The organism is Colwellia sp. MB3u-4, from assembly GCF_014077065.1.
Classification (GTDB): Bacteria; Pseudomonadota; Gammaproteobacteria; order Enterobacterales; family Alteromonadaceae; genus Cognaticolwellia.
The window spans coordinates 1-13,493 of sequence record NZ_JACGVE010000090.1 but is presented as its reverse complement, the minus strand read 5'-3'; the positions used below and the strand labels follow the sequence as shown (position 1 = coordinate 13,493).

Below are 13,493 nucleotides of genomic sequence, written 5' to 3'. Positions count from 1 at the left end.
CTGATATGAAAAAAAAATTACTTGCTAGCGCTCTATTAACCTCGAGTGTACTAATACCAGCTTTAGCCGCTGATTATGTTATTGATACTGAAGGGGCTCACGCCTCGATTAATTTTGCTGCGAGCCATCTGGGTTTTAGTGTACTTGCTGGTCGATTCAACGACTTTTCAGGTAACTTCTCTTATGACAAAGATAATGTTTCTGCAGCTAAAATTGAGGTAATTGTAGATACCTCAAGTTTTGATTCAAATCATGCTAAACGTGACAAACATGTACGTTCAGATGATTTTTTAGATGTTAGCAAATATGCACAAGCGACATTTACTAGCAGCAAAGTTGAAGATAAAGGTGATGGTAAACTTGCCATAATAGGAAGTTTTACCATGCACGGTATTACTCACCCATTAACCATTGACGCCGTTAAAGTCGGTGAAGGTGATGATCCTTGGGGTGGTTACCGTGCCGGCTTTAGCGGTACGGCCACTATTGCTATGGCAGACTTTGGTTTTAAAAAAGATTATGGCAAAGTAGATCTGACTTTACATATTGAAGGTATTCGCCAGTAATAAATAAAGTTGATTGAAAAAGGGCCATGTGCCCTTTTTTTTCGCTTAAATTTTATAACCCAATTAGGTTAATTTCATCAACCTAATTGGGTTGTTAACGAGATAAGATTAACGCGAGTTAAAAGCCGATATTTTTACGCTATCGGCTGCTATTAATACCGCTATATTGGGCTTATATAATTACTCGCTAAAGGTAAACTCTTTTGGTGGTGTTAATGCCAGTAAATGCTGTACAAAGTAATCCCAGCGTTTACGCATCATATACGGCTTTCTGGCAAAGCCATGACCACGGTTCGGTAGCATCAGCATATCAAAGTCTTTATTAGCTGCAATTAACGCTTCTACAACAATTAGAGTGTTATAGGGTGGTACATTGGTATCAGTTGTACCATGGGCAATAAGTAGCTTACCTTTTAGGTTTTCAACGATTAATTGATTTGCTTGGCTGTCGTAGTTGCTGGTGCCATCTTCATTTTTTACTAACATACCATGATACTTTTCACCCCACTCATCCGCATAGTTTCTATTGTCATGATTACCGGCTTGTGAAACAGCCACTGAATAAAAGTCTGGATAAGTTAACAAAGCGCGTGTTGAAGCAAATCCACCACCTGAATGGCCCCAAATGCCAACACGGGTACTATCAATCCAGTGATGTTTTTTTGCGAGTTGTTTAATGGCTGACACTTGGTCTGGAATGCCGCTATCACCCATGTTTTGATAATAAAATTCATGGAAGCTTTTTGACCGACCAGGTGTACCTAAGGCGTCAATTTCGATAACAATAAAGCCAAGTTCAGCAATTGCTTGGTTATCACCTCTAGCGCTTCTAAAATGACGACCACGAATACTGCCGACTTGCGGACCAGGGTATAAATAATTGACCACAGGATAAGACTTACTGGCGTCAAAATCGCTAGGCTTATACATTAGTCCATAGATGTCATGCTCGTTATTACGGTCTTTAACAATAAATGGCGTAGGCGCTTGCCAACCGGTATCGGTAAGCTTGGTAATGTCCATTTGTTCGATGATAAAACCTGATTTACTGTTAGTGCTGCGAATAAAACTGGTTTCTGCTTGGTTTGGTGTTGAGACTCGGTCTAAGAAATATTCAGCATTGGTGCTCAAGGTAATACGGTGATGCTTTTGCTCAGGGCTTAATAAGGTAAAATTTGAGCTATCTTTGTTAATACTATAAAGATAATGAAAATAGGGATCTCCAGCTTCTTTACCCGCAGCAGAAAAAATAAGTTTCCCCGTTTTTTCATCAACATTGAGTAATTCTAAAACGGTCCAATCGCCCTGGGTTATTTGATTTTTAATTTTACCCGTTATGGCATCAACTAAATATAAATGCCCCCAATTTGAGCGTTGAGAAAACCAAATAAACTCATTACTTTGATCAAGGTATTGCCAACTAATGCCACTAACACCTGACTCGAAAAAGCTCTCGGCAGTTTCAGTTAATACTGTACGCACTTTACCGCTTACAGCATCTGCTATTTTTAAGCTTGCAGTTTTGTGATCGCGTGTTGATGAGACAAAGGCAAAATGACTGCTGTCGCTCGACCAGTCAACGTCTAACAAACTACCATCACTACCAGCAACATGGTCTGTTATGGTTGATCTGTGATCATCGGCAGGCATATCTAGCACTACTACATTCGCTTGCTCAATATCAATCACTACACGGTGAATTTTGAAGATGTTTTTATCACCCGGTAATGGATATTTCCAAACATCAATTTCAGGGTGACCAACCGCGGTAGACACGATAGCCATTTCGCCAACGTTTCGGCTGTCATGTTTAAAGGTGGTGAGTTTTTTCGAATCGGGTGACCATTTTACTACCGGCTTATCACCGCGAACCCAGCCTGCATTATTGGTGGCGTAACCAAAGTTTTCTATCCCATCAGTGGTTAATTGTTTCTCGCTATTATCATTAAGGTTACGCAGCCATAAGTTGTGCGCTTTAATATAAACTGCCAGCTTGCCATTAGGCGAAACTAACTCACTGTCTTTAATCGCAATTGCACTCAGTTGACATAAGTAATTATCAATATTACATTGGTATAATTTATCATCTAAAGTTAGCGAAATTATTTTTTCACTTATCAGTTCAAAGCGATTAAAAGGTAAATTTTCTGGTTTTATTTCTTGTTCAGTAAGGCGAGCTAATGCGCGGGTAAGTTTTTGATGATCGAAGGCCAATTTCTTTTCTTTTGTGACTGCGTCAAAGATAAAAAATTGTTTGCCTTGCTGGGTCTGGCTGCTATAAATCAGCTTATTGTTTTCAGTCCAGCTTGGATATTCTACTGTGCCAACAACTAATTTTTCGGTGTGTTTGCTCAGTTGACGCTCAGCTTGTTGGTATTTTTCAATGTTGAGTGATTCAGCATTAACACTAAAAGCTAGGCATGCTAAAACTGTGCTTGATGATATAGATTTTATTTTTGAAACCATGAATAACCTTGATTTTATCAGTTATAAAAATAGGATTTTTAAGATGTTATCATTTCTGATAACGGTACTGTGGAGATTTTCGACCAGATGAATATTGATTGCGATAGCTAACCATTCACTTGCCGTTAATTCGTTGATTTTTACTTTATCTAGACTAAAGTCTAGGTTATTTTTTGTCAATTTTAGACTTAGGTCTAATTTATAAACTAACGCTAACTCTCTACTGTTACTAACATAATAAATAGCTTTGATTAAAATTCGATCAAAGTGATGAAATAGAGAGTAATATGCCGAACTTGTTTAATCATAGTGATCAGAGTGGTCAACAAGCACAATTGTCTTGGTTGCAGTCGAGCAATGGTGAATGGTTTTATTTCAGTGACAAAAATTTTATTAATGAAGATACGTTATTAGCTCGCGAGCAAGATTATATCTGGTTAGTGTCACAAGCTACTGCTGCTGATAAAGTCAGTGGTTATCGTGTTGCTAACCAAACAATAGAAGAGTTTATTGAGCAATTAGCCGATGTTAATCAGGTCGTTGTGTTTGGCGTTCCTCACGAGAAAAAAGGCAATGCGATTCATGTCTATGTTGAGTTAAATAACCCAGCGACTGAATTATCAACACTATCAAACACTATTAATGCAAAACTTGTTGGCTGTTTGGGTGACTTTGCTCAGGCTGATACCATCAAATTTGTTGATCAATTACCGATTGCTCAAAACAAAAATGTTTCTAGAAAAATATTAAAGTCTCAAAATATAACCATGAATTATGCAGCATAAAAATTATAAAAAAAACGATAACGGTTTTTAATTTTAATTAAAAATACGCTATCAAAAATTAAAACGATAAAAACGATAAAAACACGACCAGAGCATATCTTTTGTTGCTCTAAGATCAATAACAGACGGGGAAAGTAAAAATGTTTAAGATGAAAAAGCTTTTATTAGCAACAGGTCTTTTGGCTATGGCCGGCAGTGCAACTGCTGGTTATGAAATTAAATTGTCAGACAAAGATACCATTACTTTTGGTGGTTATGTCAAATTAGACGCACGATATGTTGACGGTAACATTAACAGTATCGTTAATGATTATTGGGTCGGTGCAGGTAACGTTGGCGATATTTCTCGCACTAGCTTTCGTGCAACAGAGACGCGCATTAATACTAAATATGTTCATGGTGATGTAACTGGCTTTATTGAGTTTGATCTTCATGGCGGCGGTGGTAATGAAATTGTTTCAAACTCATCAAATCCAAGATTACGTCACGCATTTATCAAATATAAAAATATTCTAGTTGGTCAAACTTGGTCAACATTTGTCAATACCAGTGCTTTAGTTGATGGCGTTGATTTTGGTGGCCCGCTTAATGCCTCTGCGTTTATTAGACAAGGGCAAGTACGTTATACCCAAGGTAACTTTCAAGTTGCCTTAGAAAACCCTGAATCTGACAAAGGTGATTCAAGTCAAGATTCTATGCCTGACGTTGTTGCTAAGTATACCTTTAATGGTGACTGGGGTAATGTTTCTGTTGCCGGTTTGGCGCGTCAATTAAATACTGTTGGTGGTAATTCTGAGTCAGCATTTGGTTACGGTATTACGGGTAAAATCAACACATATGGTAAAGATGATTTACGTTTTCAAATCCACGGTGGTGAAACCGGACGTTACGTTGGTGTAGTAGCCGCGCGTGATTTAGTGGGCGAAAAAGTAGAAGAGTCAAAATCTTATATGGTTGCTTATCGCCATTTTTGGAGTGATGATATTCGCAGCACTGCATTTTACGGTAAAACATCAACAGAAGTTGCTGATACCGATAGAAGACATTGGGGCGTTAACCTCTTTAAAAGCTACACCAAAGAGCTTTCATTTGGTGTCGAAGTAGGCAACTTTGAATCTGTAGATCAAAATGCTGATTCAGATTACGTACAATTTTCAGCTAAATACGTGCTTTAGTTTAACATCTTACGTTAGTTAACCTCCCAACCGAGGTTGTTTTTGGGGAAGCTTTTTGCTTCCCCTTTTTTATGTTCAGGATGAAGGGTATGTCATGATCATATGGATGTGAAAGAATGACGATGTTCAGGATGAGAAGTCTGTCATGATCACATACTCGCTTCTTGCCATCTCGGTAATTGCGCCTGCATTACTCTAATGACTTACGTCGATGTAAGAACATGGCATTACGACATTAATGCGTCCATGCATGTTGATGTGAAATAATGACGATGTTCAGGCCATCGATAGCTTCACGGCCTTAGTGCATTCTGCATCCCATTCATAGCCATCCGGTAATTGCTCCTTGCATTACTCTAATGACTTACCTCCATGTAAAAATATCCACGTTGATGAATATCCATCTTGATTTAGTGGTTTCTGCTATCTTTATGGCGCTTGCTTTTAACCTATAACTGACCGCTCATAACGGCTAACTTAACCATAAGTTATAGTTATTTTTTTAGGTTGGCAAAAGCGTCAGCAAAGGCATTACCCATAGCGGCATTATTTGAGGCTTTTGGTTGCTGTGTTTTTGCCTTATTTCTGCTCTGTTGTGGTGGTTTAGTACTTTTGTCGTTATCTTGTGCTTTTTGAGACTGTCCTGAAGGCTGACTTTTTGCTTGTGCTATTGTTTCATCTAAACGCATCGTTAAACTGATGCGTTTGCGTTGTGGGTCAACTTCCGTCACTTTAACTTTGACCACTTCACCGGCTTTGACAATTTCATGCGGGTCACTGACAAATTTATCGGTCAGTGAAGAAATATGCACTAAACCGTCTTGATGCACACCCACATCAACAAAAGCGCCAAAATTCGCTACGTTAGAAATAACCCCTTCGAGTATCATGCCCACTTTAAGGTCGTTAATGGTATTAACACCGGCTTGGAAAGTGGCGGTTTTAAATTCCGGACGAGGATCACGACCGGGTTTTTCTAATTCGCTAATAATATCTTTAATGGTTAGCGCACCAAAAGCATCGCTAGTTAAGCTGTCGATATTAATTTTTTCTAGTGTTGATATATTACCCATTACTTGACTGATATCAGTGTCGAGTTGTTGTAATATTTGCTCAACTAAGCGGTAAGTTTCAGGATGAACGCCTGAATAGTCTAGCGGGTTATTACCCTGGCTTATGCGCAAGAAGCCTGCGGCTTGTTCAAAGGCTTTTGGTCCTAAGCGAGCGACTTTTTTTAATTCATTGCGATTGTTAAATCGGCCGTGTTCATCGCGAAAACTAACGACATTATTTGCCATGGTTTTGTTTAAACCTGAAACCCGTGATAACAAAGCGGCAGAAGCACTGTTTAAGTCAACCCCTACTGCGTTAACACAATCTTCAATAACATTGTCTAAGGTTTGGCTGAGTTGACTTTGGCTGACATCATGTTGATATTGACCAACACCAATGGCTTTGGGATCTATTTTCACTAGCTCTGCCAAGGGGTCTTGTAAGCGGCGTGCAATAGATACCGCACCGCGAATTGACACATCTAAATCGGGAAACTCTTTGGCGGCAAATTCTGATGCTGAATAGACTGATGCGCCGGCTTCACTGACAATCACTTTGGTGGGCTTATTAGTTTCTAACTTAGTAATAACATCGGCGATAAGCTGGTCACTTTCACGTGAAGCCGTGCCGTTACCTATCGCGACTAATTCGACTTTATGTTGTTGGCATAAATTAACTAAAGTACGTACTGATTTATCCCAATGATTTTGTGGCGCATGAGGAAATATAGTCGCCGTTTGTAATAATTTACCGGTAGCATCAACAATCGCCAATTTACAGCCGGTTCTAAGACCGGGATCTAAACCTAAGGTTGTTTTGGGTCCTGCTGGCGCCGCCATCATTAAGTCGTTTAAATTACGTGAAAAAACCTTAATCGCTTCAATTTCCGCTTGTTCGCGTAATTGACCTAATAATTCTGTTTCCAAACTTTGGCTTAACTTTATTTTCCAGGTTGTTTGTACCACTTTGGTTAAAAACGTTGCCGCGGCTTGCCCAGTTAAGCGCAAATTGAAATGCTCGGTGATCAGCTGTTGTGCACTTGAAAATGCACCTTCTTGGCCGGGGTCGACATCAATACTTAATGATAATAATTTTTCATTACGACCGCGTAACATAGCAAGCATACGGTGTGATGGCACCGACTTTAATAATTCGGAATGCTGAAAGTAATCACGATATTTTGCTGCGGCTTTATCTTTGCCTTTGATTAATTTACTGCAAAGGTGTGCTTGCTTAAGTAAGTGACGACGTAATTTTTGAATTAAATTAGCGTCTTCGGCAAAGCGCTCCACCAGAATATAGTGCGCACCTTCAAGTACTGAATTTTCATCAAGAAAGCCTTGCTCTTTATTGATGAAGGCTTGTGCTTCCTGTTCAGGGTTAAGTTGCCAATTATTATAAATTTTATTGGCTAAAGGCTCTAAACCCGCAGCAATCGCAATTTGCCCTTTGGTTCTTCTTTTCGGTTTAAAAGGTAAGTAAAGATCTTCTAAACGAGTTTTATTGTCGGCATTATTGAGTTCAGCCGCTAACGCAGGGCTTAATTTACCTTGTTGCTCGATATTGGTCATAATAACTTTTCGACGATCGGCTAAATCTCGCAAATAAACTAAGCGTTGCGCTAAGTAACGCAAATGATTGTCATCAAGCCCTTGAGTGACTTCTTTTCTATAGCGAGCAATAAAAGGAACCGTTGAACCTTCATCTAATAAGTTTATAGCCGCATTTATTTGGCTGGTTTTTACATCAATTTCTTTGGCTATTTGCTCAGCAATGGGGGTCATCTATACGGGATCCTAGTTGAATAAAAGTGGGGTGTTTACCGTCTATTTGTTGTACATAGTATATACCCAAACGCTCGCAAGGTGCGATATACCGGCTAAGATTTTTTCTTGTCAGCGAGAAAAAACTATACAGGTTAAGCGCTTAATATGATTTTAATAGAGAAGCATTTAATTTAACGTTACAATGTTGGCATACGTTAATGCCAAGTTAATCAATTTATGCTTAATGACAACTTGTATTATGTAACTTTATAAAAATAATCGGACAAATTATGGCTCTCTCTGTTGTTATCTTAGCTGCGGGTAAAGGCACTCGCATGCGCTCTGCTTTACCCAAAGTTCTTCATCCCGTTGCTGAAAAGCCGATGGTCTCTCATGTTATTGACGCTGCACGTCAAGTTGATAGCGAAAATATCTACTTGGTTTATGGTTTTGGCGGCGATGTGCTTAAAGCCAAGGTCACGGGTGATGATTTAACCTTTGTGGAACAAAAAGAGCAATTAGGCACAGGTCATGCTGTTGATATGGCATCGCCATTTTTATCTGACGATGAAGATGTATTAGTGCTTTATGGTGATGTTCCTTTAACTAAAGTCAGCACATTACAGCGTTTAATTGCCGCTAAGCCTGATAATGGCATGGCGTTATTAACCGTGCATTTAGCTAACCCAGCTGGCTATGGTCGTATTATGCGCGATAGCTCAGGCACAGTGGTTGGTATTGTTGAACAAAAAGATGCCACTGTTGAGCAACTGTTAGTGAATGAAGCTAACACAGGTATTTTATTGGCCAATGGCGGTGATTTAAAACGCTGGTTAGCCAATTTATCAAGCGATAACGCCCAAGGTGAATATTACTTAACTGACATTATTGCCGCTTGTCATCAAGAAGGTAAGCTTATTGCCACGGCCCACCCTGATAGTGAAATTGAAGTAGAAGGTGCCAACAACCGTGTGCAACTGGCCGGTCTAGAACGCGCGTATCAAATAAGAAAAGCAGAAGCCTTGATGATAGCTGGCGCGAGTTTACGTGATCCTAACCGTATTGATATTCGTGGCCATGTTAGCGTGGGTCAAGAAGTGGTGATTGACGTGAACTGTATTTTTGAAGGCAATGTTGATATTGCCGATAACGCGACCATTGGCGCTAATTGTATTTTAAAAAATTGTACTATCGGCAAAGGTGCTGACATTAAACCTAATACCATGATCGAAGGTGCCATTATTGGTGAGCTAGCCTCAGTAGGTCCGTTTGCTCGTATTCGCCCCGGCACAGAATTAAAACGTGATGCTCATGTGGGTAATTTTGTTGAAATGAAAAAAACATGCTTAGGCGAAGGTGCAAAAGCGGGCCATTTAAGTTATTTAGGTGATGCAGAAATAGGCGCTAACGCTAACATTGGTGCTGGCACTATTACGTGTAACTATGATGGTGTAAATAAAGCTAAAACAATTATCGGCGCGGGGGCTTTTATCGGTTCAAATGCCTCATTAGTAGCACCTGTTGTTATTGGTGAAATGGCCACAACTGGCGCCGGTTCAGTTATTGTTAAAAATGTTGATGATCATGAATTAAGTGTGGCGCGTGGTAAACAGCGTAATATTGTTGGTTGGAAACGCCCAAGTAAAAAATAACCTTATATCCTTGGTATCAGCCTATTAAAAGTTATCATGAGAAAAATGCACGAGTCTAACAAGGCGTGCATTTTATTTTTTACCATAACTTATACCCATAACACTCACTTTGTGAGTATTTCGACTCGTTAAAATAATCAACAACGACATTATTTATTTCATATTTAGAACAACTAGTTATTAAATAAATAGCTTATATTGAGCCATTTTATCTAGCTATAAAATAGCTCAGCCAACCAATATAATTTTTATTATCAATAAACTAACGGTCAACGGATAATGAGCTCAAAAATACTCATTTACGCTGAAAACCCGATGAGAGTTAATCAATAGTTAACTAAATTGATGCCCGATTTTTAGATAAATATTGTTTTTATTTTCAGCTTTTGTTTTAATAGCTAAGTTTTAAACCGAAACTTTTAAGAGTAAAACGAAAGCAATGTCAAAACGAAATACTCAGCAACGTCGTCACACCATTATTGCCGAGCTAAGCAACCTAGGTGAAGTAAGTGTTGATAGGCTTGCAAAAATGTTTGATACCTCAGAAGTTACTATCCGTAAGGACTTGGCGGTATTAGAAAATAGTGGTTTACTGCTGCGCAGATATGGTGGCGCAGTACCTTTACCTCATGAAATTATCGCGCCGAAAACAGATAAAGTTTCGAAACGAAAGATAATGATCGCAAAAACAGCGGCATCGCTGATCAGAGACCATAATCGTATTATTTTAGACAGTGGCAGCACAACATCAGCGTTAGTGCGGGAGTTGAATGTGAAACAAGGCCTAGTGGTGATGACTAATTCACTTGCTATAGCGTCTGATTTACATGCGCTAGAAAATGAACCCACATTATTGATGACCGGTGGTACTTGGGACCCGCATTCGGAGTCATTTCAAGGGCAAGTGGCAGAAAGTGTTTTACGCTCTTATGATTTTGATCAGCTATTTATTGGTGCCGATGGCATTGATTTAGCTCGCGGTACAACAACATTTAATGAACTGCTAGGCTTAAGCCGAGTTATGGCGGAAGTATCTCGTGAAGTTATCGTGATGTTAGATTCAGAAAAACTTAATCGTAAAATACCTAATTTAGAATTACCTTGGGGTAAGATTCACACGTTGATCACAGATGCAGATATGCCTGAAAACGTACGAAGTGAAATTATCAAACAAGGCGTTAACCTCGTTATAGCAAGTTAAAAAGGATAGAGAATATGTGTGGAATTGTTGGTGCTGTCGCACAGCGCGATGTAGCAGACATTTTAGTAGAAGGTTTAAAGCGATTAGAATATCGTGGTTATGACTCTGCTGGTGTTGCAATTGTTGATAATAATAACCAACTTAATCGCGCCCGTCGTTTAGGTAAGGTGCAAGAGCTTGCTGATGCATTACATGCTAACCCAATAGCGGGTGGTACGGGTATTGCGCATACACGTTGGGCAACACATGGTGCACCAAGTGAAGCTAATGCACATCCGCATATTTCGTCAGAAACCATTGCGGTTGTGCACAATGGTATTATTGAAAATCATGAAGCTTTACGCACTCGTTTGCAAGGTTTAGGCTATAGCTTTACCTCTGAAACTGACACAGAAGTTATCGCTCACTTAGTGCATCATGAATTAAAATCCACCAATAGTTTGTTAAGTGCTGTTCAAGCGACTGTAAAACAATTAACCGGGGCTTATGGCACTGTTGTACTTGATACTCGCGACAAAGACCGTGTGGTGGTTGCACGTTCTGGTAGCCCATTAGTGATTGGCTACGGTGTTGGTGAAAATTTTATTGCCTCAGATATGTTGGCACTATTACCCGTGACGCGTAAATTTGCCTTCTTAGAAGAAGGTGATGTTGCCGAAGTTACGCGTTTTGAAGTGAACGTTTTTGATACTAACGGCAAGCCTGTAACACGCGAAGCGAAAGAGTCTGCGGTTAGCCATGATGTTGGCGATAAAGGTGAATATCGTCACTACATGCTAAAAGAAACCTTTGAGCAACCTACCGCCATTCGTAATACTTTGGAAGGTCGCTTATTGGGTAACGTTTTAGACATCAATACCTTTGGTGAAGGCGCTGATGATATTTTTCAAAAAATTGAACATGTGCAAATTATTGCCTGTGGTACCAGTTACCATTCAGGTATGGTGGCACGCTATTGGTTAGAAGCCTTAGCTGGCGTGTCATGTAATATAGAAATTGCCAGTGAATTTAGATACCGCCAGTCGCATGTACCTAAAAATGCCTTGTTAGTGACTATTTCACAATCAGGCGAAACTGCTGATACTTTAGCCGCCTTGCGTTTAGCTAAACAAATAGGCTATCAAGCTAGTTTAACGATATGTAATGTTGACGGTTCCTCATTAGTACGTGAATCTGACTTAGCCTTTATGACTAAAGCGGGTGCTGAAATAGGCGTTGCTTCAACAAAAGCCTTTACCACTCAACTGGTGGGCTTATTAATGATGACCTTAGCAATTGGTCAGCATCACGGTATGTCAAAAGACAAGCAAACCGAAATTGCGCAATCATTAATGACCTTACCGAGTAAGCTAGAAGAAGTGTTAGCACTTGCGGGCTCAATTGAAGACTTAGCAGAAGATTTTGCTGACAAACATCATGCGTTATTTTTAGGACGTGGTGATCAGTACCCTATCGCGATGGAGGGGGCATTAAAGCTGAAAGAAATTTCATACATTCATGCTGAAGCCTATGCTGCCGGCGAACTTAAACATGGGCCACTGGCGTTAATTGACGCCGAAATGCCCGTTATCGTTGTAGCACCTCAAAACGATTTAATTGAAAAGTTAAAATCCAATGTTGAGGAAGTACGTGCTCGTGGTGGTTTAATGTATGTATTTGCTGATTCAGACGCTAACTTCAGCAGCGATGACACCATGAAAGTGATTAATGTGCCTGTATGTGATGACTTAATTGCCCCTATCGTTTACACCTTGCCGCTACAATTACTGTCTTACTATGTTGCCATTATCAAAGGTACCGATGTTGACCAACCGCGTAACTTAGCCAAGTCGGTGACGGTTGAATAATTTGCTGTTATGGGTTTAAAAACTCTAGCAGTTAAATAACATTGTAAACTGAAAAGTAGATAAGAACATTTTAAAGCAGCCTTAATATCAGGCTGCTTTTTTGTTGCTGGGGTTGAGATAAGCAAAATAAATACATTAACAAACATCATTAATGTATTTATTTTAAGGCAAAGAATACGGTTATATTTGACAAAAAAAACATACAGTTCATTGAGCTAAATATTCAGACAATGTCATAAAAATTTAGCATTATGCAGGATTATTTTCTGCTATTGCTAGTGCCCACCGTCAGACCAGATAAGGCTCTGTAAATATTGATTCCAGCTAACTAAATGCATAGCATTAGCGGATTTATTGAACCATCACGACAACACTTTAATCATTTTTTACTAACTGTGATGCGCCCATGCATCAGAACTTGCAGTAACTGGCATGATTGATTTTTATTTTGATTTCGAAGGTAGACGTTAGCTATATTCATTATTTATTAAGATAAGCTTACTTTTGGCGCAGTTTTTCTATTGTTGATACTTTTTACATCAGTAAAATCTTACCTAATTTGTTAGTGATAAATTAGGTTTAGTGAGTATATTTCAGTGCCTAATAATATTTGTGTTGACGGTGAATGAACAATGTTTTGTAACGGCTAATTAAGATGCTTAAGTTGCTGTACTTATTTAAAGCGCAGTAGCGCCAGAAAGTCTCTTTTTGGCGGATAAAATTAGTAGCATAAATAAAGTGAACTTATGCGATGAGTTGTGCTATCTTTACGATTAATGGCATGGAAAAGAAAAAATCCTGCTTGAAGTTAAGGGAGTAAACCATTAGTAGCGCATCCAGGGACGATAGGTTGGAAGCACTCTTAATGGTTTTTTTGTGCCCAAAATTACTGATTTGCTTTGTTTTACGAAAATGGGGAGTGAAAAAGACCAAGAGCAAAAAAACAAAAACAAAAACAAAAACAAAAAAATAGAAAAATAAA

The 13,493-nt window shown here is 39.1% G+C and carries 9 protein-coding genes; 6 read left to right on the top strand and 3 right to left on the bottom strand.

Translation table 11 applies throughout. The features are described from left to right. Positions 1-5: 5 nt before the first annotated feature. A complete protein-coding gene (locus H4J61_RS17480) occupies positions 6-566 on the top strand; it encodes a YceI family protein (protein ID WP_182136229.1) in 561 nt (186 codons plus the stop codon). Positions 567-746: 180 nt separating this feature from the next. Here the strand turns inward: H4J61_RS17480 and H4J61_RS17475 are convergent, their stop codons facing one another. Further along, positions 747-3,032 (bottom strand): DPP IV N-terminal domain-containing protein, encoded by a 2,286-nt coding sequence (locus H4J61_RS17475; protein WP_182186623.1) that lies wholly within the window; start codon positions 3,030-3,032, stop codon positions 747-749. A 287-nt stretch (positions 3,033-3,319) separates the two neighbouring features. On the opposite strand from H4J61_RS17475, the gene H4J61_RS17470 reads away from it, so the two are divergent. Both H4J61_RS17470 and H4J61_RS17465 read left to right on the top strand, forming a co-directional pair. Next, complete coding sequence (locus tag H4J61_RS17470) at positions 3,320-3,817, top strand: acyl-CoA synthetase (protein ID WP_182136231.1); 498 nt, start codon at positions 3,320-3,322, stop codon at positions 3,815-3,817. Between the two features lie 140 nt (positions 3,818-3,957). Continuing rightward, positions 3,958-4,992 carry a DcaP family trimeric outer membrane transporter gene (locus H4J61_RS17465; RefSeq protein WP_182186620.1) on the top strand — a complete coding sequence of 345 codons (1,035 nt, stop codon included), beginning with the start codon at positions 3,958-3,960 and terminating at the stop codon, positions 4,990-4,992. A gap of 494 nt (positions 4,993-5,486) precedes the next feature. Here the strand turns inward: H4J61_RS17465 and H4J61_RS17460 are convergent, their stop codons facing one another. Continuing rightward, the gene (locus tag H4J61_RS17460) at positions 5,487-7,829 is read right to left on the bottom strand and encodes a Tex family protein (protein ID WP_182186618.1); all 2,343 of its coding nucleotides are present in this window, start codon (positions 7,827-7,829) and stop codon (positions 5,487-5,489) included. Positions 7,830-8,101: 272 nt separating this feature from the next. Between H4J61_RS17460 and glmU the strand changes: the two genes are divergently transcribed. From glmU to glmS, 3 genes are all read left to right on the top strand, one after another. Then, a complete protein-coding gene (gene glmU / locus H4J61_RS17455) occupies positions 8,102-9,463 on the top strand; it encodes a bifunctional UDP-N-acetylglucosamine diphosphorylase/glucosamine-1-phosphate N-acetyltransferase GlmU (RefSeq protein WP_182186616.1) in 1,362 nt (453 codons plus the stop codon). Between the two features lie 439 nt (positions 9,464-9,902). Beyond that, positions 9,903-10,664, top strand: a complete 762-nt coding sequence (locus H4J61_RS17450; RefSeq protein WP_182136235.1) for a DeoR/GlpR family DNA-binding transcription regulator — start codon at positions 9,903-9,905, stop codon at positions 10,662-10,664. A gap of 14 nt (positions 10,665-10,678) precedes the next feature. Continuing rightward, entirely contained in the window at positions 10,679-12,511 is a 1,833-nt protein-coding gene (gene glmS, locus H4J61_RS17445) for a glutamine--fructose-6-phosphate transaminase (isomerizing) (RefSeq protein WP_182186614.1), read from the top strand. A 744-nt stretch (positions 12,512-13,255) separates the two neighbouring features. On the opposite strand, the gene H4J61_RS17780 is transcribed toward glmS, so the two are convergent. Continuing rightward, positions 13,256-13,493, bottom strand: a 238-nt coding sequence (locus H4J61_RS17780; protein WP_220461309.1) for a hypothetical protein, incomplete at its 5' end; no start/stop codon positions are given.